The 24,972-nt window shown below is 58.0% G+C and carries 18 protein-coding genes; 8 read left to right on the top strand and 10 right to left on the bottom strand.

Annotation, left to right across the window (positions count from 1 at the left end):
- The first annotated feature begins 102 nt into the window (after positions 1–102).
- From FE795_RS15040 to FE795_RS15010, 7 genes are all read left to right on the top strand, one after another.
- On the top strand, positions 103–669 hold the full coding sequence (locus FE795_RS15040; protein WP_003802115.1) for a GbsR/MarR family transcriptional regulator: 567 nt from the start codon (positions 103–105) through the stop codon (positions 667–669).
- A complete protein-coding gene (locus FE795_RS15035) occupies positions 662–2,245 on the top strand; it encodes a cytochrome ubiquinol oxidase subunit I (protein WP_003802114.1) in 1,584 nt (527 codons plus the stop codon). Before FE795_RS15040 ends, FE795_RS15035 begins: the two co-directional genes overlap by 8 nt.
- A gap of 15 nt (positions 2,246–2,260) precedes the next feature.
- A complete protein-coding gene (gene cydB / locus FE795_RS15030; RefSeq protein ID WP_003802113.1) occupies positions 2,261–3,412 on the top strand; it encodes a cytochrome d ubiquinol oxidase subunit II in 1,152 nt (383 codons plus the stop codon).
- A 14-nt stretch (positions 3,413–3,426) separates the two neighbouring features.
- The gene (cydX, locus tag FE795_RS15025; RefSeq protein ID WP_003802112.1) at positions 3,427–3,567 is read left to right on the top strand and encodes a cytochrome bd-I oxidase subunit CydX; all 141 of its coding nucleotides are present in this window, start codon (positions 3,427–3,429) and stop codon (positions 3,565–3,567) included.
- Complete coding sequence (gene cydD, locus FE795_RS15020; protein WP_230406211.1) at positions 3,568–5,268, top strand: thiol reductant ABC exporter subunit CydD; 1,701 nt, start codon at positions 3,568–3,570, stop codon at positions 5,266–5,268.
- Positions 5,265–6,959, top strand: a complete 1,695-nt coding sequence (cydC, locus tag FE795_RS15015; RefSeq protein ID WP_219235179.1) for a thiol reductant ABC exporter subunit CydC — start codon at positions 5,265–5,267, stop codon at positions 6,957–6,959. Before cydD ends, cydC begins: the two co-directional genes overlap by 4 nt.
- Positions 6,960–7,128: 169 nt before the next feature.
- The gene (locus FE795_RS15010) at positions 7,129–7,680 is read left to right on the top strand and encodes an adenine phosphoribosyltransferase (RefSeq protein ID WP_003802109.1); all 552 of its coding nucleotides are present in this window, start codon (positions 7,129–7,131) and stop codon (positions 7,678–7,680) included.
- Positions 7,681–7,820: 140 nt separating this feature from the next.
- Here FE795_RS15010 and FE795_RS15005 read toward each other — a convergent pair whose 3' ends face one another.
- The 6 genes from FE795_RS15005 to FE795_RS14980 form a co-directional block, all read right to left on the bottom strand.
- Positions 7,821–9,233, bottom strand: coding sequence for an autotransporter outer membrane beta-barrel domain-containing protein (locus FE795_RS15005; protein ID WP_230406210.1), 1,413 nt, complete (start codon positions 9,231–9,233; stop codon positions 7,821–7,823).
- A complete protein-coding gene (locus tag FE795_RS15000; RefSeq protein ID WP_219235176.1) occupies positions 9,212–10,630 on the bottom strand; it encodes a S8 family serine peptidase in 1,419 nt (472 codons plus the stop codon). Before FE795_RS15000 ends, FE795_RS15005 begins: the two co-directional genes overlap by 22 nt.
- Positions 10,631–10,876: 246 nt before the next feature.
- Positions 10,877–13,678, bottom strand: coding sequence for an autotransporter domain-containing protein (locus FE795_RS14995; RefSeq protein WP_219235174.1), 2,802 nt, complete (start codon positions 13,676–13,678; stop codon positions 10,877–10,879).
- A gap of 407 nt (positions 13,679–14,085) precedes the next feature.
- The gene (locus tag FE795_RS14990) at positions 14,086–14,586 is read right to left on the bottom strand and encodes a HugZ family pyridoxamine 5'-phosphate oxidase (protein WP_230406209.1); all 501 of its coding nucleotides are present in this window, start codon (positions 14,584–14,586) and stop codon (positions 14,086–14,088) included.
- A gap of 309 nt (positions 14,587–14,895) precedes the next feature.
- The gene (locus tag FE795_RS14985; RefSeq protein ID WP_219235172.1) at positions 14,896–18,837 is read right to left on the bottom strand and encodes a DUF3683 domain-containing protein; all 3,942 of its coding nucleotides are present in this window, start codon (positions 18,835–18,837) and stop codon (positions 14,896–14,898) included.
- A gap of 147 nt (positions 18,838–18,984) precedes the next feature.
- Positions 18,985–19,530 carry a YqaA family protein gene (locus tag FE795_RS14980; RefSeq protein ID WP_003802101.1) on the bottom strand — a complete coding sequence of 182 codons (546 nt, stop codon included), beginning with the start codon at positions 19,528–19,530 and terminating at the stop codon, positions 18,985–18,987.
- A gap of 150 nt (positions 19,531–19,680) precedes the next feature.
- Here FE795_RS14980 and ilvA point away from each other — a divergent pair, with 150 nt between their 5' ends.
- On the top strand, positions 19,681–21,189 hold the full coding sequence (gene ilvA, locus FE795_RS14975) for a threonine ammonia-lyase, biosynthetic (RefSeq protein ID WP_219235170.1): 1,509 nt from the start codon (positions 19,681–19,683) through the stop codon (positions 21,187–21,189).
- A gap of 261 nt (positions 21,190–21,450) precedes the next feature.
- On the opposite strand, the gene FE795_RS14970 is transcribed toward ilvA, so the two are convergent.
- The 4 genes from FE795_RS14970 to phoR form a co-directional block, all read right to left on the bottom strand.
- Entirely contained in the window at positions 21,451–22,464 is a 1,014-nt protein-coding gene (locus FE795_RS14970) for a 5-oxoprolinase subunit C family protein (protein ID WP_219235168.1), read from the bottom strand.
- Positions 22,461–23,159, bottom strand: a complete 699-nt coding sequence (gene pxpB, locus FE795_RS14965; RefSeq protein WP_003802096.1) for a 5-oxoprolinase subunit PxpB — start codon at positions 23,157–23,159, stop codon at positions 22,461–22,463. Before pxpB ends, FE795_RS14970 begins: the two co-directional genes overlap by 4 nt.
- A gap of 2 nt (positions 23,160–23,161) precedes the next feature.
- Entirely contained in the window at positions 23,162–23,593 is a 432-nt protein-coding gene (locus FE795_RS14960) for a VOC family protein (RefSeq protein WP_219235166.1), read from the bottom strand.
- A gap of 80 nt (positions 23,594–23,673) precedes the next feature.
- Complete coding sequence (phoR, locus tag FE795_RS14955; RefSeq protein WP_059318222.1) at positions 23,674–24,972, bottom strand: phosphate regulon sensor histidine kinase PhoR; 1,299 nt, start codon at positions 24,970–24,972, stop codon at positions 23,674–23,676.

Genomic DNA, 24,972 nt, shown 5'->3' with positions numbered 1-24,972 from the left:
TTGTACGATCAGAAGCGTTTGGACCAGTGGCGGGCGTAATAGTTTAGGGTTAAGATACGTCTTGTTTTGTAATTTCAGTAATTACTGAAAATTCAGGAAGCCATGAATCTAGGACCACAGGCAGAACGTTTTATTCTGCACTTTGGGGAAATGGGCGGGCGCTGGGGGGTCAACCGAACGGTAGGCCAGATTTATGCGCTCTTGTTCATTACACCCGAACCCCTCCACGCCGACGAGATTGCCGAAACGCTGGGCATCTCCCGTTCCAATGTCAGCATGAGCTTGCGCGAGCTGCAGTCTTGGCGTCTGGTCAATATGACGCACAAGATCGGCGAGCGACGCGAATATTTCGAATCCCCCAAGGATGTCTGGGATATTTTTCGTACCTTGGTGGAGGAAAAGCGCAAGCGCGAGATTGACCCCACATTAACCTTGTTGCGCAGTATCCTTATGGAAGCGCCCGTCAATGATGAAGAAGCATACGGGCAGCAGCGCATTAACGAAATGCTGGAGTTGATTGAGTTGGCTTGTGGGTGGTTTGACGAAGTTCATCACTTGCCGCCCGAAACCCTGCAAAATCTGATGCGCTTAGGTAGCAAAGTTCAGAAGGTGCTGGGTTTCGCCGGAAAGATTCGCAAAGCTGATCAAACTGGGGGTCGTCATGATTGATCTGGATGTCGTTACCTTGTCGCGGTTGCAATTTGCTTCCACCGCGATGTTTCACTTTTTATTTGTGCCCTTGACGCTAGGCCTGTCTTTTTTGCTGGCCATCATGGAAAGCGTGTATGTCATGACGGGCAAGGCCATCTGGCGCCGCATGACCAAGTTCTGGGGAGTGCTCTTTGGCATTAACTTTGCCTTGGGTGTGGCCACCGGGATTGTGATGGAGTTTCAGTTCGGCATGAACTGGGCTTATTACAGTCATTATGTGGGCGATATTTTTGGCGCCCCGCTTGCCATTGAAGGTTTGATGGCTTTTTTCCTGGAAGCCACTTTTGTCGGCCTGTTCTTTTTTGGTTGGGATCGTCTCTCCAAGCTGGGGCATTTGATCGTCACCTGGTTGGTCGCCATTGGCACCAACCTGTCGGCCCTATGGATTCTGGTCGCCAACGGCTGGATGCAGAATCCGGTAGGCGCCATCTTCAATCCCCATACCATGCGTATGGAAATGACCGACTTTGCCCAGGTCATTCTCAACCCTGTCGCGCAGGCCAAAGTCGTGCATACCGTCAGTGCTGGTTATGTGCTGGGGGCCATGTTCGTGATGGGCATCAGTGCCTGGTACCTGCTGCGCGGGCGTCATATCGACCTGGCCAAGCGTTCGATGACCGTAGCCGCCAGTTTTGGCTTGGCCGCTTCCTTGTCTGTCGTGGTCCTGGGTGACGAAAGCGGTTATCTGACGACCGAACATCAGCAAATGAAAATTGCAGCCATGGAATCCATGTGGGAGACCGAGGAAGCGCCTGCCAGTTTCAATCTGATTGCCTGGCCCGATCAGGAGGCCCGTGAAAACCGCTTCGCCGTGGAAATTCCCTGGGTGATGGGCCTGATCGGGACACGCTCGGTCAGTACGCCCATGCTGGGCATCAATGAGCTGGTAGAGCATGCCAAGATCCGTATTGCCAATGGCTTGCGCGCTTACGAGGCCCTTCAGCTGGTTCGCGCCGATGCCAGCAATATTGAAGCCCGCCGGGTCTTTGATAATAACTGGAAGGATCTGGGCTATGCGCTGCTGCTCAAGCGCTACACGGATGACATCACCAAGGCCGACACCGACACGATTGCTCAGGCTGCCTGGGATACGGTGCCACAGGTCGCTCCCTTGTTCTGGAGCTTCCGTGTGATGGTGGGTCTGGGGCTGTACTTCATCCTGTTCTTCATTGTGGCCTTTGTGCTGGCATCGCGTGACCGCCTGCAACGCCACCCACGCCTGCTCAAGGCGGCTGTCTGGAGTATCCCTCTGCCTTGGATTGCCATCGAGTGTGGATGGTTTGTGGCCGAGTTTGGACGACAGCCCTGGGCGATTGAAGGCGTTCTGCCTACCTACTATGCAGCTTCGGGCCTGTCCTTTGTAGACCTGATGATCAGTATGAGCATCTTCTTGCTGCTCTACTCCACCCTGGCGGTGATTGGCATCAAGGTCATGCTGCACTCAATACGCAAAGGCCCGGACGAGGGGGGCGAGACCGCTGCACCGTCCGCCTTGTCTTATGGTTCGCGCAACGCGCCGTTGCTGCGCGGTTAAGGAGGGGAAACCATTATGGATAGCCTGATTCTTCTCGATTACGACACCTTGCGCATCATCTGGTGGTTGCTGCTGGGCGTTTTGTTGGCTGCTTTCGCCATCATGGACGGGGCTGATCTGGGGGTGGCCATGGTGCTGCCGCTGGTGGCGCGCAGTGATGACGAGCGGCGTACGCTCTACAACGTGATTGGCCCGGTCTGGGAAGGTAACCAGGTCTGGCTGATTGTGGCCGGCGGGGTGGCTTTTGCCGCCTGGCCTTTGCTGTATGCGATGGCATTCTCGGGTTTTTATCTGGCCATGATGTTGCTGCTGGTGGCCCTGATAGTGCGCCCGGTTGCCATCAAGTACCGCAGCAAGCTCAGTTCTACGCGCTGGCGTCGTAACTGGGATGCGATCTGGACCGCCTCCGGTGTGGTTTGTGCCCTGGTGTTCGGAGTCGCGATTGGCAATGTCATGCTGGGTGTGCCGTTTGGCTTTGACGAAACCACGCTGCGTCCCCTGTATCAAGGTAACTTTTTTGGTCTGTTCCAGCCCTTTGCCATCCTGTGTGGATTGCTCAGCATCCTGATGCTGGCCTTTCAGGGGGCGGTCGTGGTGGCCTGGAAAGGCAGCGATCAGGTCGCTCGACGTGCTCGTGCCTGGGCCATGCCGTTGGGATTGCTGGCCATCGTGGCGTTTGCTGCCGGTGGCTGGTGGATCACTGCCATGAATGGCTACAGCATGCCTTGGCCGGAAGTGGCCCATGCCATGTCCAACCCGATTGGCAAGACAGTCGAGATGGTCGAAGGCGGATGGTTAGCCAACTACCGAACCTGGCCCGCTTTGTGGGCGGCACCGATTATCGGTTTTGCAGGCCTGTTGCTCGGGGCTTTGCTGGCGGGACGTGGTCGTGGCTTGCTGGCCCTGCTGTTCTCGTCCCTGGCACTGGCCGGCATCATTCTGACCTTTGGTTTTGCCGTGTTCCCTTTCCTGCTGCCATCGTCCTTGAATCCCGGCTCCAGTTTGACCTTGTTTGATGCCTCGGCCAGTCACCTGACCCTGTGGATCATGCTGCTGGTCACGCTGGTGTTTCTGCCCATCATCGTGCTCTATACCTCGTGGGTGTACAGCGTCATGCGTGGCAAGGTATCGGTTGCCAGCATGAAAGATTCTTCTCATTCTTACTAAGGAGGCCAATACCTATGTGGTACTTCTCTTGGGTTCTAGGTTTGGGTCTGGCCTGCGCATTCTCCATCTTGAATGCGATGTGGTTCGAGCTGCGTGAGAACACTGCGTTGCAAAATGCAGCCGCCTCCCAGGCCAATGCAGATATCGAGGCCTGATTGACCCCGCAAAGTCCAAACGCGCAGCAGTGGCTGGGGCAGTTTTCCAGCCGCGCCCGCACGGCTTTGCGGGTTTCCATGTTGGCGCCGGTGCTGGCCGGCGCCTTGCTGATCCCCCAGGCCTGGTTGCTGGCACAGATTGTGCAGGCCATTGTGGTCGACGGGCTGCCCTGGACAGAGCAGTTGTTCTCTATCCTTATGGTGGCCGCACTTTTGCTGCTGCGCGCCGCCATTGCCGCTTTGGGGGAACGCCGCGCTCAAAAAGTTTCAGAACATCTGAAACAAGATCTGCGCTCGGAGCTTTTTGCCCGACTGTTCCGCAGTACGATGCCGCGTTTGCGGGCTAGCAATAGCGGTGAACTTTCTACTAGCTTGATTACGCAAATCGAAGCACTGGATGGCTTTGTGACGCGCTACATCCCTTGCATGGCTGCGGCGGCCCTGGTGCCCTTGGCGCTGGTGCTGGCGGTCTTGCCGGTGGATGGCATTGTCTCCTTGATTCTTTTGTTGAGCACGCCTCTGATTCCTCTGTTCATGGCCTTGGTGGGCTGGGGGGCGGAAGCGGCCAGCCGTGAACAACAACAAACAACGCTGCGTCTGTCGGGGTTTTTTGCCGATCGTCTGCGTGGCATTTTTACCCTGAGTCTGATGGGCCGGGGGCAGGACGAGTTGCAGCGTGTGGAATTGGCCAGTCAGGAGTTGCGCACACGCACCATGAAAGTGCTGCGCATCGCGTTTTTATCGTCGGCTGTGCTGGAGTTTTTTGCGGCCCTGGGCGTAGCAGGTATTGCTGTCTATATTGGCCTGGGGTATCTGGGTTACTTGGGGGAATCCTTCTCGGGCATCAGCTTGCAACAAGGCTTGTTCTGTTTGCTCCTGGCACCTGAGGCGTATCAACCCCTGCGCCAGTTGGCGGCCAATTACCATGACCGCGCGGCGGCTCGTGCGGCCGCTGTGGAAATCGATCGATTATGGGCCAGCCTGGGTCAGGATCTGATCCCTCCCGCGCCTTCCAGCCTGGACGTGCAAACGGTATTTCCCAATTTACCGGTTCTTGTCCTGCGTCAGGTCCATTTGCCTCAGTTGGGTGGGTGTGGAACCTTGCTTGAGGTGCCCGGACTGCAGCTGTACATAGACCAGTCTTACGCGGTTCTGGGAGCCAGTGGTTCGGGCAAGACCAGCTTGCTGGAGAGTCTGATTGGATTGCGTCCCCTGTCTCAGGGCGAGATTTTGCTGCGCAACAGCGATACTGCCGGACGCTTGCTGACTCGTCATGACGGGGTGGTACTGATTTCACAGCAGGCTTTTTTAGCGATGGGCACGATTGCCGACGGCTTGCGTCTGGCAGCACCGCAGGCCAATGAGGAGCAACTGTGGCAAGCCCTGGAACAAGCCTGTGCAGCCGATTTCGTGCGAGCCCTGCCAGCCGGCCTGCAGACTGAGCTGGGTGAAGGGGGGTTTGGGCTATCCGGCGGTCAGATACAGCGTCTGGCCTTGGCGCGTCTGTTCTTGACGGACCCGCATGTTGTCTTGCTGGATGAGCCCAGTTCCCGCCTGGATGCAGCCACACGAGATCGCGTTATGCGCAATGTTCTGCGCTTTTGTCAGGGCCGCTGTCTGGTTGTGGCCACGCATGATCAGGAATTGGCGGCTATGTGTTCCAACCGCTTGCAGATTGCCCAAGGAGTGTTGACGGCATGAAAGCGTGGTTTCGCCTTTTAGGTGCCAGTTTGCGCGCACGCCGTGGAGCGGTTCTGTTCACGGTACTTCTGGCGATCAGTACGGTGGCAGCCGGCGTCAGCCTGCTCGGGGTCGCAGGCTGGTTCCTGAGCAGCGCCTTTCTGGCGACCTTGGGGATCGTCTTTAATCTGTTCGGCCCCTCCGCCATGATCCGTGGTTTGTCATTTTGGCGTATCGCTTCCCGTTATCTGGAGCGTGTGGTCGGCCATGCTTTGACCTTGGATTTGCAGGTTCGCATCCGGACTCTGGTTTTTGGGCGTTTGAGTCGCTTTAGTCAGTCCCGTCTGGCGCAGTTTCGTGATGGCGAGCTGGCGTCCAGTCTGACCTCGGATGTCGCCGTTCTTGATCTAGTGCTCTTGTTGATTCTGGTGCCTTTGACCACTGCCGTGTTTGCCGGACTGGTGTTCAGTGCCGTTTTGCAAACCTGGTTGTCCTGGTGGGCCTGGCTGATTCTGGCCTGCCTGCTGGTGGCAGCCTGCCTGATTCCCTACCTTTGCGCCCGGGGTGCCAGCCGTGCTGCCGAGCAGGTCCATCAGCTGGAAAATCGCCAGCGTGTTCTGGTGCATCAAGCGATACGGGCTTACGCCGACATTCAGGTGTTTGGAGCAGCTGATGTGGTTCAGCAACAAGTGGACAAGCTGGCCCAAGCGCTCAGTCAGGCCCGGTTGCGTAGCAACGGCTGGGGCATTGCCGGTCAGTTTTTCCAACAGTTTCTTATGGGCGTAGCCCTGCTGATCTGCTTGCTGGTGGGTGCGCAGCAGGTGAATGTACAAGCCATGAGCGGGCCCTTATGGGTCGGTTTGGTTCTTGCTTTGTTGGGTTTGTTCGAGATTATGGCTCCCATGATGCGAGGAGCGTCACGCTTGGGTGAAGTTCAGGCGGCCAGTACACGCTTGTTGGGAATTTTAGATGAACCGCTTGAAGCACAGCAGGAGCAAGGTCAGGCCATTGTTCTGGATGGGCCCGCTTCCTTGGACGTTTCCGATCTGAGTTTCGCTTATGGTTCGCAGCCGGTACTGGAGCACTTGTCGCTGCACGTTCCGCCCGGCGAGCATATTGCGATTTTTGGCCCTAGCGGTTCGGGCAAATCAACCTTGCTAAGCGTATTGATGCGCTTGTTGCCGGTGCCTGGTCCGCAATACCTTATTCAGGCCGAGCCGGCTCCACACTGGAGCCGTGCCAGTTGGTTTGATCATTGCGCCTTGCTGGCGCAGGACTCGCCGCTGTTTCTGGGTTCTGTACGCGATAATCTGCTGCTGGCCGATCCGGGGGCCTGCGAGCAGCGCCTGTGGCAGGTACTGCACGATGCCCAGCTGGATTCAGTCGTGCGTGACTTGCCACAAGGCTTGGACACTTGGCTGGGTGAAGGGGGGCAGCAACTGTCGTTGGGGCAGCAGCGCCGTTTATGTCTGGCCCGTGTTTTGTTGTCGCCGGCCCATATCTGGTTCCTGGATGAGCCCACGGCGAGTCTGGACGGCCCGACCAGTCAGGCCCTGATGCAAGATATCCTGACGGCCGCTCGGGGCAAAACCGTGATTATGGCGACTCACGACACGCGTTTGCTGCCGTTGGTTGATTGTGTTTATCAGTTCGAGGCAGGGCGTTTGCAGCGTGTCGCTGTCTCGCGTGCAACGACTGTAGCGTCGAACTAAAAGACCTTCTCGGTCAAGTCTGCGGGAGTTTCCACTCAATCGCGTCGTATTAGTACAACGTGCGGGCACAAGCGGGATGAGCCCTTGTTGCTGCTGCCCAATTGTGTACACTTGCAACGTATCCAAGTGCGCCCTTTGCGCCCGGATTTTTTGTTGTAGAAGCTTTGACATGCAAATAGATCCCACCCAGTACATCCGTCAAATCATTCGCAATGTGCCGGATTGGCCCAAGCCAGGGGTGACGTTCCGCGATATCACCCCGGTGTTGCAAGACCCGCGCTCTTTTCGGGTACTGATTGACCTGTTTGTCTACCGTTACATGGGACAAAAACTGGATCTGGTGGCGGGTGTGGATGCTCGCGGTTTTATCGTCGGCTCGGTGCTGGCGTATGAGCTGAATCTGGGTTTTGTACCGGTACGCAAGAAAGGCAAACTGCCTTTCAATACGGTGGCGGAAGAATATTCCCTGGAGTATGGCAATGCCAGTGTGGAGATGCACACTGACTCCGTGCGTCCTGGTCAGCGCGTACTGCTGATTGATGATTTGATTGCGACCGGCGGGACCTTGCTGGCGGCTGCACGCTTGTTGCAGCGTTTGGGGGCCAATGTGGTGGAAGCCGCGGCTATTATTGATCTGCCCGAGCTGGGCGGCTCCAAAGCGGTAACAGACTCCGGCCTGTCGGTGTATACCGTCTGCAGCTTTAAGGAATCGGATCGCTGATCCTTATAGGCCGATCGATCACCGCTTATGTGGTCCAGAAAAATCCCTGCCATGCACGCGCATCGCAGGGATTTTTGTTGGCCGCCTGTCAGGTTTGCAGCGGGTTTGGCTAAATGCCAAGCCCGCCTTGAGGGTTTCAATCAGAAGCGCAGTTTCATGAACAGTGAACCGGCATGATCCTGGTTGCGGCCAAACTGCCCCTGATAGTTCAAGCCAAAAGAGGTGTTTTTGCCGGCTTTCAGTTCGGCACCCAATTCGGCAACGGCGGCGTTCTTGGCGATGGGTGCACCGCTCACGCGAAAGTTGCTGCCGGGCAGGGCCGCAAAGGCCAGTTCACGTTCGGGGTTGGTGTCACCCAGGGCGTGACGCCAGCCCAAACCGGCGCTCAGGGCCACCGTGGTTTTGGACAGGTCCAGCTCCGTGGTGCCCCGCAGCCCCAGTGTGACCGTGCTCAGGTTCTGACGCTGGGAGTTACCTCGCAGTGCTGCCTGACCGCCTGATTCGCTAAAGGAGCCGTGACGCAGTTGGTGCCAATTGACGCTGGCATAAGGCTCCACGCTGGAGCGAGGGCTCACCGGCATGCGGTAAGCCAATTGGGCAAAGGCCTGGACGCTGTGGGCCTTGTAGTCGGCTTTCAGCGTCTCGTTCTGATGAACGAAGATCGAGCGTTCGCTGTCCAGACGGTGACGGGTGTAGGCGGCACCGGCCAGCAGGTTCAAGCTGCCTGAGCCCATTTCCCACGCCTGCGTACCGTACAGGGCGGCGCTGTAGCTGTTGCTGCGCGAGCTCTGACGGCGATCATCCAGTTTGATGCGGTTTTCCAGATAGCCCAAAGACGCACCCATGCGCCAGCCTTGTTCGCCGATGGAGGTATCGCCACCCAGGAACAGGCCGCCGACTTTGTGGCGTACATCCTGGCTGTCCTCGTTGCCGTCCAGATCGCGTTGTTGATGGATCACGTCCGCCCACAGCACGGTGTCTTGTCCTGTGGCATGACGGGCGCCCGAGGCTTGTTTGCCCAAGGTACGGGGCAATAGATCGCCATTGCTGAGCAGTGCCGAGGTGGTGCCCGCATGGATCTGGCCTTGCAGTTGTTCCATATAGCCTGCGACCTGGCTGGACTGGGCATTGAGCACCGTGTCATACAGTTCAGCCATCGCGGCTGGTGGCTGGTCCGAGCCGGTATCCAGAGCGTTGGCCACGGCTTTCTGGTTGCGGGTATGGGCAAATGCTGCAAAGGGGGTGTCATTGCGCTGGATCATCAAGGACAGGCCGGGGCCGTAGAGCAGCGTTGGCGACAGGAATGCCATGTCGTACGTAATGTGGCTGTATTTCCCGGTCACGCCCTGGGCTGCCTCCATGAAAGAATAGGCGACGTTTTGACGGAAAGGGCCGCCGGCTAGCTTCAGAGTGCCGTCGATATGGGCAGCACCGCCAACCACCAGACGATCTGTTGCGCCTGCGGTGCCGACTTCCAGTTCATGCACCGAACCGGCATGGGCGGTATAGTCGCCGCTGACGGTCAAGGTGCCTACAGAATTACCGGGGGCCAAGGTGCCGTAGTTATCGACCTGTGCGACCGTACCGGCCCCCCCAGCGTTCCCTCACGCTCAACGATCACAGCAGAAGCCAGCGTGCCATTGACGGCCAGACGACCACCGCTGACGGTGGTGTCGCCGGTATAGCTGTTATTGCCCGTCAGCTCCAAAGAGCCGGCGCCGCGCTTGTGCAAGCCGCCTGTGCCCTTGATGTCATTGGCGAAAGTCGAGTTGTAGCCCAGCGTATCGACGTCGAACAGGCGGGTAAATTGCGCGGGCCCTTGCACGGCCTTGCCTACATTCATCAGGCCCCAGCCGTACGTGCTGGGGTCGCCCATATCGGTGGCGGTAGTCAGCAGGGTTTGCTGCAGATGATAAGCGGTGAAATAGGGGAAGGCCTCCTTGACTAATGCTGCTGCTCCGGCCACATGTGGTGATGCCATGGAGGTGCCGCTTTTATAGGTATAGCCGCCGTCCGAGTTGACGGCGTTGATGCCAGGATCCCACTGCCCCCCTGGCGCGGTCAAACACCACTCGGCGGCAACCCCACATTTATTGGCGTAGACGGCCAATGAACCGTCCTCCCCTACTGCCGTCACGGCCAGCCAGTTGTCTTTCAGCTCGGGGAACCAATAGGGAGAACCGGCCAGAAAATCGGGGTGGTCTTGAGATTCATTGCCGGTAGCAAACACCATCAGGGAGCCGGCCTGCGCACTGTTCTTGAAGGACTCAATGATCAGAGGGTGGGCCTCTAGGGCACTTTGCGCTGAGCCATAGTCCACAATATGGCAGGGCGGGTTATAGGACCTTGAGCAGTCATTGAGCCCTAGACTGCTATTGATAATGGGTAGCTTGAATTGGGCGAGATAGTTCCAGCCATTAGAGAGCATTCGATCTTGAAAGGCCCTTATATCGTCTGGAGTCGGTGCAGTGCCGTCATTGTCATCATCATCATCATCATCATCATCATCGTCAGCAACCATGCCGTAAGCAGCGACAAAAAGCTGGCTATTGAAAGCGACCCCGTGCATGCCTGCTCCATCACGTCTCGCACCCATGATTCCGGCAACATGGCTCCCGTGCCCGGCAGGAGGCTGAGTATCGACTCCTTGGCCATTGGCGTAGAGGCTGTTGCTGGTAAAGTCAAAGCCTCCTGCAATAGCGCCGGCAAACTCCGGGTGATCTGCCTGAATGCCCGAGTCCAGATAACCGATCGTGACGCCCTGGCCCGTAAAGCCGAGCGAATAGGCTTTGGCGGCATTGATCATGTCCAGGCCGGGTTGACGCTTATATTCTTTGGTGCGCCATTGCTCCAGCGAGCTCTCAGAATCGGCGTGGACGATACCAGGTAAAGTCAGGCTTAACAAAGCCAACTGCACCAGCATAGAGGTGTTGCGTTTCTTGTTCGACATGTCTTATCTACTTGGATTTGCTAAGGAGGGTGGCCACTCGTTGTGAAAACCTGCCGTGGAGGTCCTCAAGGCATCTTTCATTTAACGGCATAGCCGTTTAATCCGGCTGTTAGGGACTGCAGTATTGTCGAGATCGTGTTCTTGTGGGGACCCATGCCATGCATGCGTATCGCAGGGATTTTTGTTGGTCGCCTGTAAGCTCGCAGCGGGTTTGGCTAAATGCCAAGCCCGCCTTGAGGGTTTCAATCAGAAGCGCAGTTTCATGAACAGTGAACCGGCATGATCCTGGTTGCGGCCAAACTGCCCCTGATAGTTCAAGCCAAAAGAGGTGTTTTTGCCGGCTTTCAGTTCGGCACCCAATTCGGCAACGGCGGCGTTCTTGGCGATGGGTGCACCGCTTACGCGAAAGTTGCTGCCGGGCAGGGCCGCAAAGGCCAGTTCACGTTCAGGGGTGGTATCACCCAGGGCGTGACGCCAGCCCAAACCGGCGCTCAGGGCCACCGTGGTTTTGGACAGGTCCAGCTCCGTGGTGCCTCGCAGCCCCAGCGTGACCGTACTCAGGTTCTGACGCTGGGAGTTACCTCGCAGTGCTGCCTGACCGCCTGATTCGCTAAAGGAGCCGTGACGCAGTTGGTGCCAATTGACGCTGGCATAAGGCTCCACGCTGGAGCGAGGGCTCACCGGCATGCGGTAAGCCAATTGGGCAAAGGCCTGGACGCTGTGGGCCTTGTAGTCGGCTTTCAGCGTCTCGTTCTGATGAACGAAGATCGAGCGTTCGCTGTCCAGACGGTGACGGGTGTAGGCGGCACCGGCCAGCAGGTTCAAGCTGCCTGAGCCCATTTCCCACGCCTGCGTACCGTACAGGGCGGCGCTGTAGCTGTTGCTGCGCGAGCTCTGACGGCGATCATCCAGTTTGATGCGGTTTTCCAGATAGCCCAAAGACGCACCCATGCGCCAGCCTTGTTCGCCGATGGAGGTATCGCCACCCAGGAACAGGCCGCCGACTTTGTGGCGTACATCCTGGCTGTCCTCGTTGCCGTCCAGATCGCGTTGTTGATGGATCACGTCCGCCCACAGCACGGTGTCTTGTCCTGTGGCATGACGGGCGCCCGAGGCTTGTTTGCCCAAGGTACGGGGCAATAGATCGCCATTGCTGAGCAGTGCCGAGGTGGTGCCCGCATGGATCTGGCCTTGCAGTTGTTCCATATAGCCTGCGACCTGGCTGGACTGGGCATTGAGCACCGTGTCATACAGTTCAGCCATCGCGGCTGGTGGCTGGTCCGAGCCGGTATCCAGAGCGTTGGCCACGGCTTTCTGGTTGCGGGTATGGGCAAATGCTGCAAAGGGGGTGTCATTGCGCTGGATCATCAAGGACAGGCCGGGGCCGTAGAGCAGCGTTGGCGACAGGAATGCCATGTCGTACGTAATGTGGCTGTATTTCCCGGTCACGCCCTGGGCTGCCTCCATGAAAGAATAGGCGACGTTTTGACGGAAAGGGCCGCCGGCTAGCTTCAGAGTGCCGTCGATATGGGCAGCACCGCCAACCACCAGACGATCTGTTGCGCCTGCGGTGCCGACTTCCAGTTCATGCACCGAACCGGCATGGGCGGTATAGTCGCCGCTGACGGTCAAGGTGCCTACAGAATTACCGGGGGCCAAGGTGCCGTAGTTATCGACCTGTGCGACCGTACCGGCCCCCCCCAGCGTTCCCTCACGCTCAACGATCACAGCAGAAGCCAGCGTGCCATTGACGGCCAGACGACCACCGCTGACGGTGGTGTCGCCGGTATAGCTGTTATTGCCCGTCAGCTCCAAAGAGCCGGCGCCGCGCTTGTGCAAGCCGCCTGTGCCCTTGATGTCATTGGCGAAAGTCGAGTTGTAGCCCAGCGTATCGACGTCGAACAGGCGGGTAAATTGCGCGGGCCCTTGCACGGCCTTGCCTACATTCATCAGGCCCCAGCCGTACGTGCTGGGGTCGCCCATATCGGTGGCGGTAGTCAGCAGGGTTTGCTGCAAATGATAAGCGGTGAAATAGGGGAAGGCCTCCTTGACCAAAGCCGCTCCACCCGCGACATGCGGGGCGGCCATGGAGGTGCCGCTAAAAGCGATATAGCCACCCGAGGAATTGACCGAATTGATGCCGGGCTTATCGTCACCCCCCGGGGCGGCCAGACACCACTCGGCAGCAACTCCGCATTTATTGGCGTAGGAAGCCAGGGAGCCATCCTCAGCCAGGGCCGTTACAGCCAGCCAGTTGTCTTTCAGCTCGGGGAACCAATAGGGGGAGCCAGCCAGCAGGTCAGGGTGGTCCTGAGATTCGTTACCGGTAGCAAATACCATGAGAGAGCCTGCTGCTACGCTGTTGTGAAATGCGTTGATCGCCAGCGGCTGCCAATCCAGTACACCTTCGGGGGAGCCATAATCCACGACATTGCAGGGGGGTGGGGAACTGACATCATTGCAGCCATTGACTCCCAAGCTGCTGTTGATGATAGGCAGCTTGAACTGTGCCAAATAGTTCCAGCCTTGCGAGGCGACGCGATCAAAGGCGGCGGCCGCTTCACGCGGGTCGGGTTCATATGGATCATTGCCAAGCATGTCGTCGTCCTCATCCGTGCCGTCGTAAGCGACGGCAAAAAGCTGACTGTTGAACGCGACACCATGCATGCCAACGCCGTCACGACGTGCGCCGATAATGCCTGCAACGTGGCTGCCGTGACCTGACGGTGGGTCGGAGTCTATGCCTTGGTCGTTGGCGTAGGCGGTATTCGTGTTGAAGTCAAAGCCGCCTGCAATGGCCCCTGCAAACTCAGGGTGCTTGGCCTCAATGCCAGAGTCCAGATAGCCGACTGTGACGCCTTTGCCGGTAAAACCCAGTGAGTAGGCTTTGGCGGCATTGACCATATCTAGACCAGGCTGGCGCTTATATTCTTTGCTGCGCCATTGTTCCAGTGTGCTGTCAGGCTCAGCATACGCAATGCCGGGCAAAGCCAGGGTCAGCATCGCCATCTGCACCAGAACATAGGTGCTGCGTGTCTTGTTCGACATCTCTTTCTCTCCAGGGGGTCTTAGACGGGGCGGCAAGTCGTCGTGCATCGGTACCGATCGGTTTCCTGCAGTACATTTAACGTCATGGCCGTTGAATCTTATAGCGACTGAATTTACGTTTTGTCATGCCTAGCGTTTGAGAGCGACAAAAACGTGACAACTTTTTCTTTTGGGCAGACGGGTGCGCAGGGGCTTTCCGTAGGAGGAGAGGCGTTTAATCGAGAGACTACTCAACTGCCGGGAGAAACAGCGGCTCCGGATTTTATTGCGGTAGCGGCAGCAAAGTGACAACAAATCGGCCTTTTACCCGAAACCCACTAGACTGAATTTGCGGTGGAAAACCGCAGTAAGCGGTCAAGGCGCAGGCAATGGAGTAGAGCGGTAGTGCGTATTGATTCAAGGAGGCGTCAGTCCTGACCTGTTGATGATTCTGCCAACAGGGCACGTACCGGTTCAGGCTTCAACGTACGTGCGGCAGCAAAGCCTGCAATATGGCGCACGCGTACCAGATCCAAAGCAAAGAAGTGAAAGTCCGTGAAATGACAGAGAAACTCCATATCGGGGAAGCGTCTTATATAGGCTTTCCGGGCCTGATCAAAATCGGCCTGACCTCGTTCGAGCTGGCGGGCCAGCACCTGAAAGGTGACGCGTGGCAGGTCATGGACGGCATCCTGTCCATGTTCGCTTTGGCTGACCATCAGACTGGCGTCGGGACGTTGCATGAGATAACGGGTGTGGGCCGCCATTTCACTGATGTGAATGATGATGTTGGCTTGCTCGGGGCAGATCGCAAAGGGAACGCGGGAAATCACCGGCAAACCCTGGTTGCTGAGCGTGCCCAGCGAAGCAGTCCGTTCGCTGCGCAGTAGGCGTTGGAGGCTGAGCAACAATGGATCATCCATAGACATAAAAACACCTATTCTGAAAAAGCTTCCATACAGCGTCTTGTGCGGGAGGTGCTGCGAAGGGGATATTAGCTTGAGTGGCCCGACAGAAAAGCCTCCTCATGGCACCGTTGTCGCGTTATCCGTTGCCGGGCACCTTTATCTTGCTAATGGCTCAGCGATCAAGAAAGCCCCATGCTGCTTCTTCGTGTAGCTGCCCACCGAGGAACGCTTTTACCTGGGGGGCTGCCCAGTGCTAAACAATACCGATATGGCATTTACAAAACAGGCCGACATAAAGCCGGCCTGTTTGCGGAATGTGAGGCGCGAGGCTTACACCAGCACGCGCTCGATACCACCGTCGTTGGCACGGCGGACGTAGTCCGCCATCCAGTTCTCACCCAGCATGTGCTTGGCCATTTCCACCACGATGTAATCCGCATCCATCTTGGTTTCGTCCTCGTAACGGGACAAGCCTTGCAGACAGGAAGGACAGGAAGTCAGCACTTTGACTTCGCCCTGGAAACCATCGGCGCGAACAGCATCCTGGTTCTTCTGCAGCTCTTCGTGTTTGCGGAAACGGATCTGCGTGGAGATGTCTGGGCGTGACACCGCCAGCGTGCCGGACTCGCCACAGCAGCGGTCTGCCTTGATGGTGCTATCGCCCACCAGGGATTTGACCGTTTTCATGGGGTCCTGCAGCTTCATGGGACTGTGACAAGGGTCATGGTACATATAGCGTACGCCTTGCACATCTTCCAGTTTCAGTCCTTTTTCCAGCAGAAACTCGTGAATATCGATCAGACGGCAACCGGGGAAAATCTTGTCGAACTCGTAGCCTGCCAACTGGTCGTAACAGGTCCCACAGCTCACCACCACGGTTTTGATGTCCAGGTAGTTCAGGGTGGTGGCCATGCGATGGAACAACACACGGTTGTCGGTGATCATCTTCTCGGCTTTGTCGCTTTGGCCGCTGCCACGCTGCGGGTAGCCACAGCACAGATAGCCTGGAGGCAGCACAGTCTGCACGCCAACATGCCAGAGCATGGCCTGGGTTGCCAGACCGACTTGCGAGAACAAGCGCTCCGAACCACAGCCTGGGAAATAGAACACGGCTTCCGAATCTACCGAGGTGGCTTCGGGATTGCGAATGATAGGGATATAGTCCGAGTTCTCGATGTCCAGCAGTTTACGGGCAGTCTGTTTGGGCAGGCCACCGGGCATCTTGCGGTTGACAAAGTGAATGATCTGCTCGCGAATCGGTGCCTTGCCAATCGTGGCAGGCGGCGCACTGACCTGTTTGCGTGCCGGCGCCGCCAGCAGATTGTGAGCAGCACGCTGCGCCTTGTAGCCCACCTCGATCATGGCGGTACGCGTCGCTTTGATGACGCGCGGATCTTTGGCGTTCAGAAAGAACATGGCCGCGGCCGAGCCCGGATTAAAAGACTTCTTGCCCATGCGGTTCAGCAAGGAACGCATTTCCATGGACACATCGCCAAAGTCGATATCGACCGGACAGGGGTTGTAGCACTTGTGGCACAAGGTGCAGTGGTCGCCCACGTCTTCAAACTCTTCCCAGTGCTTCAGGCTGATCCCGCGGCGTGTCTGCTCTTCGTACAGGAAGGCTTCGATCAACAAAGAGGTGGCCAGAATCTTGTTGCGGGGCGAGTACAGCAGGTTGGCGCGTGGCACATGGGTGGCACAGACCGGTTTGCACTTGCCGCAACGCAAGCAATCCTTGATGGCGTGGGAGATGGAGCCGATTTCGCTGCGCTGCATGATCAGCGATTCGTGGCCCAGCAGGTTGAAGCTGGGGGTCCAGGCGCGGCTCAAATCCGCACCGGGCATCAGCTTGCCGGCGTTGAAGTGGTTGTTCGGGTCCACTTCGCGCTTGTAGTTCTGGAAAGGTTCCAGCTCTTCTTGAGTCAGGAACTCGTACTTGGTCAGGCCAATACCGTGCTCACCGGAAATCACGCCGTCCAGACCGCGTGCAATTTGCATGATGCGGGCGACGGTGACATTGGCTTGCTGCAGCATGCCGTAGTCATCTGAGTTCACGGGGATGTTGGTGTGTACGTTTCCGTCGCCAGCGTGCATGTGCAGGGCGACAAATACACGGCTTTTGAGCACGCGGTCGTGAATGGCCTGCAGTTCGGCCAGCACCGCAGCACAGTCGGCGCCTGGGAAAATGTGTTCCAGATTCTCGCGAATCTCGCTCTTCCAGGATGTGCGGATGGTGTGGTCTTGTAATAGCTGGAAGATCGAGGTGTCCGGGTCGGCCTGCAAACGGGCGTCGATGGCGGCGCTGTCCAGCGGCACGCCAATCTCGGCCAGCTCGGCCCGCGCGTCTTTCAGGGGCTTGTCCAGGTTGTCCTGCAACCACTGCCAGCGCTGGCGCACGCTGCGTACCACCTGAAGGGCGTCGTGACGACGCTCGTTCAGAATTTCTTCGCGGGTGTGCTCGGCATCGTTGTGGTCCTCGATCTTGCCAACGGGCAGATCGCCTTGCAGGAAATCTTCCAGCTCACGGGTAAGACGCAGCTTGTTGTCCGTGGACAGCTCGATATTGATGCGTTCAATTTCTTCGGTGTACTCGCCCATGCGGCGTAGGGGGATCACCACGTCTTCGTTGATTTTGAAGGCGTTGGTGTGGCGGGCAATGGCAGCAGTACGGGCACGGTCGGCCCAGAACTTCTTGCGTGCTTCGGCACTGACCGCCACAAAACCCTCACCGGAGCGGCCATTGGCCAGACGCACGACTTCCGAGGCGGCCGTTGCCACAGCATCGGGGTCATCGCCCACGATGTCGCCAATCAGAACCATCTTGGGCAGGCCATCGCGCTTGCTCTTGGTGGCATAGCCCACAGCGCGCAGATAGCGTTCGTCCAAGTGCTCCAGACCGGCCAGAATGGCGCCGATACGCTTGCCTTCGCCATTCAGGTAGTCAATGACTTCCACAATGGAGGGCACGGCCTGTTTGGCCTGGCCGAAAAACTCCATACAGACGGTGCGAGTATGCGCCGGCATGCGGTGCAATACCCAGCGCGCCTGTGTGATCAGGCCATCACAGCCTTCTTTCTGGATACCTGGCAAACCGGCCAGGAATTTGTCGGTTACGTCCTTGCCCAGGCCTTCCTTGCGGAAACGGCGGCCTTCAATGTGCAAGGTTTCGCTGCGCAGCAGTTGGGCGCCGGGGGCGTAACGGCCATCAAACCATTTGACTTCAAAGTGGGCCATTTCCACGTCGTGGATCTTGCCCATATTGTGCTCAAGACGGGTCACTTCCAGCCAGTTGCCCTGGGCATCGACCATGCGCCACCAGGCCAGGTTGTCCAGCGCGGTGCCCCACAGTACGGCTTTTTTACCACCCGCGTTCATGGCGATATTGCCGCCGACACAGGAGGCATCGGCAGAGGTGGGATCGACCGCGAAGACGGTACCTGCGGCTTCGGCCGCATCGGCGACACGGCGGGTAACCACGCCGGCGCCGGTCAGAATCGTGGTGACCGGTTCGGACATGCCAGGCAGCGTGATTTGTTCAGGCTTGCCAATGGTGTCCAGCTTTTCGGTGTTGATCACAACCGAGCGCCAGCTCAGTGGAATGGCGCCACCGGTATACCCGGTACCACCTCCGCGCGGGATGATGGTCAGCTTCAGTTCAATACAGGCGCGAACCAGGGCGGCCATTTCGTTTTCGTGATCGGGCGTGAGCACGACAAACGGGTACTCCACACGCCAGTCGGTCGCGTCAGTGACGTGCGAGACACGCGACAGGCCATCAAACTTGATGTTGTCCTTGGCGGTCAGACGCGAGAGTGAACGCACGATCTTCTGGCGCAGTTCGCGGGTATCGGTAAATTCCTGCTCGAACGCAGCGACGGCACCCCGGGCGGCGTGCAACAGGCGCAAAACCTTTGCATCGCGATCGGGCACGGCACTGTCACGACGCTGATCGATCTCGTTCAGACGATGATTCAGGGCTTCGATCAGTTGATGCTGGCGCTTGGGATTGTCCAGCAGATCGTCCTGCAAATAGGGGTTGCGCTTGACGACCCAGATATCACCCAGGACTTCAAACAGCATGCGGGCGGAGCGGCCGGTGCGGCGTTCGGAGCGAAGCTCGGACAGCTTTTCCCAGGCTTCCTCACCCAGCAGTCGCAGGACAATTTCCCGGTCTGAGTACGAGGTGTAGTTGTAGGGGATTTCACGCAGGCGCGGCGTGTCGTTGTTGCGTGCCTGGGCAGCCAGGTGCTTGCTTGCAATGGGGGCGTTCATGGCGATAATTGGCAAGGCCCGTCAAAGGGCGGCTCAACGAGGAGCAGATAGGCAAAAGACAAGTGTATACGAATCGTCGCCGGGCTGCCCCCTTACTACCGGCGGGAAACAGGGTTAATGAGAGGTTTGCGGCGAGTTTGCAGCAATTTACCAACCCAGCTTGGGGAAAATCCACAGCAAACCGGCAGTCATGGTGATATAGCGCCCCAGTTTGCCCACCGCCATGTAAAACACGCTGGGCCAAAAAGGCAGACGCAGCCAGCCGGCTACCGCGCACAAGGGATCGCCCACGACGGGTAGCCAGGACAACAGCAGGGCGGGCGGGCCCATGCGGATCAGCCAGCGCTGCCCCAGCTCATGCCAGCGGCCAGCGGCCTTGTTTCTGGGCTTGGTCTCGTCCTCATCCGTGCTTTGGGGATGTTTCTCGCGCCAGGCCTCATAGGCTTTTTCGGCCGCCAGGCCCGTGGCATAGCTGATGGCGCCACCCGCCGTATTGCCGACTGTTGCCACCAGCACCGCGGGCCAGAACATATCGGGAGCCAGATTGATATACGCGAAGACAGCCGGTTCGGAACCCAGGGGAAGCAGGGTCGCCGAGACCAGACTGACGATGAAAATGGCACTGAGGCCCACTTCCGGTAAAGACAAGGTGTTCAAGAGCCAAGCAATGAGATCAGAAGTCCAGGCTTGCATAAGTAAAGTGGGTGGGTAAGAGAGGAAATAATGGACGCCAGTGAGGGCTTGCGCCTATGGTATTCTGTTTTTCTTTCCCGGTGAGCGGTCTCAGGCAGGGGCCTGCGGCTGGCCTTGGTGGCAAAACCGGTTGTTAAGTAAAGCTGAGTCATGTCGAACGATTACCTAAAGCGCATTCTGACCTCGAAAGTGTACGATGTAGCCATCGAAACACCACTTGAACCCGCTCCTCAGGTATCGGCACGAATTAGTAACACGGTGCTGCTCAAGCGCGAAGACTATCAGCCTGTTTTTAGCTTCAAGCTGCGCGGTGCCTATAACAAGATGGCCAATTTGTCGGCCGCAGAATTGAAGCGGGGCGTATTGGCCGCGTCGGCAGGCAACCATGCCCAAGGGGTGGCCATGGCAGCGCGCAAGCTCGGCTGCCGTGCCGTCATCGTGATGCCCACCACCACCCCGCAAGTAAAGATTGATGGCGTGCGCAACCTGGGTGGAGAAGTGGTGCTGGAGGGCGAGAGCTATTCCGACTCCTATCAGCATGCTCTGGAGCTGCAAAAAAGCGAAGGTTTGACCTTTGTACACCCGTTCGACGATCCCGATGTGATCGCCGGGCAGGGCACGGTGGCCATGGAAATACTGCAGCAGCATTCAGGCCCGATTGAGGCGGTGTTTGTGGCGATTGGCGGGGGTGGGCTGGCGGCTGGTGTTGCTACCTACATCAAGGCCTTGCGCCCTGAAATCAAGGTCATTGGCGTTCAGACCGAAGATTCTTGTGCCATGGTGCGCAGCATCAAGGCGGGTCGCCGCGTGAACCTGACCGATGTGGGCCTGTTTTCGGATGGTACTGCGGTCAAACAGGTCGGTTCGGAAACGTTCCGTCTGGTGCGTCAGTACGTGGATGATTTTGTCGTCGTGGATACGGACGCGATTTGTGCGGCGATCAAAGATGTATTTCAGGACTCCCGCAGTGTGCTTGAGCCTGCCGGTGCCCTGGCCTTGGCCGGTGCCAAGCGTTACGCAGCCCAGCACAAGCTTAAAAACAAGACCCTGATTGCGGTGACCTCGGGCGCGAACATGAACTTTGACCGCATGCGCATGGTTGCCGACCGCGCCGACGTAGGTCAGGCTCGTGAAGCACTGTTTGCCTTGACGATTCCCGAGGCCAAAGGCAGCTTTCGCCGCCTGTGCGACGCCTTGGGGACCCGTTCGGTCACTGAGTTCAACTACCGCATGTCCGATCCTGAAAAGGCACACGTTTTTGTGGGGATGTCGATTTCTTCGGAAGCAGAAATCGAGAAGCTGGAAGAGCGATTTGTAAAAAAAGGCTTTGGTACCTTGAACCTGACCGGTAACGAACTGGCTAAAACCCATCTGCGACATATGGTGGGTGGTGTATCCAGTCAGGCGACCGACGAGGTCTTGTTGCGTTTCGAGTTTCCGGAGCGCCCCGGCGCGTTGCGTAAATTTCTCTCCAGCATGAATCAGGACTGGAATATCAGTCTGTTTCATTACCGTAACCAGGGTGACGATTACGGTCGTATTTTGATCGGTATCCAGGTTCCTGCTTCGGACAAGAAAGAGTTCAAGGCCTTTTTGGGCAATCTTGGCTACCCGTATTGGGATGAGACCGGCAACCCCGCTTACAAGTTGTTCCTGTAACACGGGCGAGGACTTGAAGGTCTTAGGGCTTGCGGTCAGCAGCATCCGCATAAAAACACCTCACTTTATCAAGTGAGGTGTTTTTTTGTGCTTGAGTTCGATAGCGGCAGGCCGAGCCGCGATCCAGCAAGGCGCCTTATGTTGTTGCCCGAGGGCTCATCAGCAAAGAATGGCTCAGGTTGCCGGATAGTCTTGCGTCCCGAGGGCAGAACGAAGGAGAGCAAGCCGCGACAGAGGCTTTGTTGTTGGCCTCTTGTGAAACTAGGCCAGACAGCGTTTCAGGGCCTGCCGCAACGACTCCAGACTTTCATTGAGGCGCGTGAAGGCCTGCTCCTGACGAGCCGCCAGTGCCTGCGCCTGCTCCACGGTCACCACTTCGAAACCCAGGCTCTGACCGGGTACGCGTTGGGCGATCTGGGCCAGGTCTACGCTGGCGACTTGAGCGATGCGGGCATAGCCGCCTGTAGTTTGCCGGTCGGCCATCAGCACAATGGGCTGTCCATCGTTAGGCACTTGAATGGTGCCAAAACACGTGGGGGCGGACAGCAGTTCTTCAGATGACGTACGGCGTAAGGGCTGACCTTCCAGACGGTAGCCCATGCGTTCTGATGCGGGGCTGATGCGATAGTGCTGGCTTTGAAACAAGACCAGCGACTCGTCGGTAAACAGATCCGCTTGATCCAGAATGACGCGCAGGCGCTCCCGTGGGCTCAGGGCCAGGGCGGCGGGCAGGTAGATGCGCAATTCATCCAGCTCGGCCTGAAGACGACTGAGCACCGTTTCGTCCTTGGGGAGTGGCCGGGCCAGCGCAATCTGGTCGCCTTTTTTCAAAGCGCGGCCTTCAAATCCACCCAGGCCTACACGCATATGGGTGCTTTGGCTGCCCAGTATGGGTTCGACCTGAAATCCGCCATGCACCGCCAGGTACGCACGCGCACCGTGGCCGGGTTTAGCGGCTTGCAGGCTTAGCGTTTGTCCGGCGCGCGCCAGCGTCGGGCGTAGCGCAGCGACGGGCTGGCCATCCAGGGTGGCATCCAGGTCTGCGCCCGTCAGGACAAACAAGGCGGGTTCATCAAAGCGCAGGCTGGGGCCTTGTACCGTCATTTCCAGACTGGCCAGATCCTGTTCGGGGGTATTGCCTGCCAGCAAATGGGCCAGGCGGTGAGCACGCTCGTCCATCGCGCCGCTGGGCGATACGCCCAGATGCTGGTGTCCATACCGGCCTCGGTCCTGCAGGCTGCTTAGCATGCCCGGCTTGAGGATATGTACCGTCATGCGGGAGTCCAAAGATCAAATTGTTCGTGAGGCAATGGCACAAAGCGCACCTGGTCGCCGGGGGCAAGCAAGGCCGCGGGAGAGCGCCGGGCATCGAACAAGCTGACCGGCGAGCGGCCGATCAAATGCCAGCCTCCGGGAGACTCGTTGGGGTAAATAATGGTCTGCCGGTTGGCAATTGCCACCGAGCCCTTGGGCAGCACGGTGCGCGGCGTAGCACGGCGCGGTACATTCAGCGGTTCAGGCAAGATGCCCATATAGGGAGCCCCCGGTGCGAAGCCCACCATAAATACCAGTTGGGGCTGACTGCCGTGCAGCTCAATGAGGTGTTCCTGGCTCAGCCCCAACTGCTCGGCAAGGATTGGCAGGTCTGGGCCGAAGGGGCCGCCGTAGCAAACAGGAATATCCACCAATGCGCCGGGGGCGACCTGATCGCTCACGGCATCCAGGTCGACCAGTGCGTGATGGACATAGTCGCGCAAACGGGCGAGCTGGTCCGTGCTGCCATCGGGATAGAAGTGGATGGCCACCGCCGTAAAGCTGGGGACCAGATCACGGACGCAGGCCGGTGCCTGCTCACGCAGCAGACGCGCAGCCCGGGTACAGCGCAGGCCCGTGTCCAACGATAGCTCGCCGCTGAACTGCACGCGCAGACAGCGGTCGCCCTGTTCGCTAAGTTGCCAGGAGGTATGCATCTTTATTTGGCGAAAAGCGAATCCAGATTGTTGAAGGCTTTGAACTCAAGGGCATTGCCCGATGGGTCCATGAAGAACATGGTGGCCTGTTCACCGGGTTCACCTTTAAAGCGGATATACGGTTCGATGACAAACTGGGTGCCGGCGGCGACCAGTTTGTCTGCCAGGGCCTGCCAGGTGGCCATGTCCAGGACGACGCCAAAGTGTCGAACGGGCACATTATGAGCGTCCACCGCGCTGGTGGCGTTGCTGCCACATTCCGACGGGGCCAGGTGTGCCACGATCTGGTGGCCGTAGAAATTGAAGTCGATCCACTGGTCAGAGGACCGGCCTTCGGGACAGCCCAGGGTCTGTCCGTAGAACTGGCGTGCAACGGCCAGGTCATGGACCGGAAAAGCCAGGTGGAAAGGGCGCAGCTCGTTGGTATGGGACATGCTTGGCTCCTGTGCGGCATAAGGCCGGCAACGTGGTCTTCAGAGCCATTTATTGTAGGGCCAATATGGCCCCGTATGTTCTAGCTGTCCTGGAGTCGGACCCGGCTCTTGGGGAAACGCAACATAAACACGCTGCCTACGCCCAGACGGCTTTGAATCTGCAGATCGGCATTATGTCGCACGATAATGTGTTTGGTGATCGCCAGGCCCAGCCCGGTGCCGCCTGTGGAACGGGAGCGGCCCTTGTCCACACGGTAGAAACGTTCAGTCAGGCGGGGAATATCCTGGGCGGCGATGCCGATACCGGTATCCTGAACGCTGTAGCAGGCTTCCCCATTGTCATTCAAATACCAGCGTACGGTGATGGTGCCATCCTTGGGGGTATAGCGCACCGCGTTGGTAATCAAATTGGAGACGGCCGAGCTCAGCTCGGTTTCCATGCCCTGAATGGCAATGCGGGGATCTATGTCCGTGACAAAGCTGTGCTGCCCGCCCGAAATGGCCTCGCCCTGTTTCAAGGCGCTTTCAATCAACTGGCTGACCTGTACGACGTCACCTTCGACGGTGGGGGAAGATTCCAGGGTGGACAAGGTCAGCAGGTCGGACACAATCGACTGCATGTGGCGCGTTTGCTCCAGCATCATTTGCTCGTAGCGCTGACGCTGTTCCAAAGGCAGGCTGTCGGCCGGCATATCCTGCAGCGTTTCCAGAAAACCCAGCAATACCGTCAGGGGGGTGCGCAGCTCATGGGACACATTGGCCACAAAGTCTTTGCGGGTCGTCTCAAGCATTTCAACCTGGGTGACATCGCGAGTCACAATCAGGAACTGGCCCAAACCGTAAGGCGTCAATTGCAATAGCAAAGAGCGCTCCCGCCCATCTTTGTTCAGATGCAGCATCAGGGGGCCATCCCACTGGGGTTGGCGGGCGTAGCGGGAAAACTCGGGCTCGCGCAGGATGTTGAAGATGCTGTGGTGACGGTCTGTGGCCAGATTCAGGCCGATGTGCTCACAGGCGGTTTGGTTGCACCATTGCAGTTCCATATCCCCGTTCAGGGTAATGGCGCCGTCGGGCAGCGCCTCGGCTGCCATCATGATGCCGTCTACGTAACGATTCAGGTCCTGAATTTCCTGGCGGTCGCGGCGCAACTGGCGGTAAATGGGGGCCAGAATGGCATCCCACGGGCCGACTGCGGGAGGGGGCGGGTCGTTCAGGTTGCGAGTCCAGCGTTCAACGCGGGATAACTGCAAGGTGCTGATGACCAGCAGTAGGAGCAGTCCTCCACAAAACAGGGCAAGACCGATCAATGGACCGAGCCACCAGGCGATCAGGCTGCCCAACAGGGCCCAGATAACAATAGACGTAAATATGCTGAACAT

This window comes from Alcaligenes ammonioxydans (assembly GCF_019343455.1).
Lineage (GTDB): Bacteria > Pseudomonadota > Gammaproteobacteria > Burkholderiales > Burkholderiaceae_B > Alcaligenes > Alcaligenes ammonioxydans.
The sequence above is the reverse complement of the archived record's forward strand: the minus strand, read 5'-3'. Positions and strand labels throughout refer to the sequence as shown.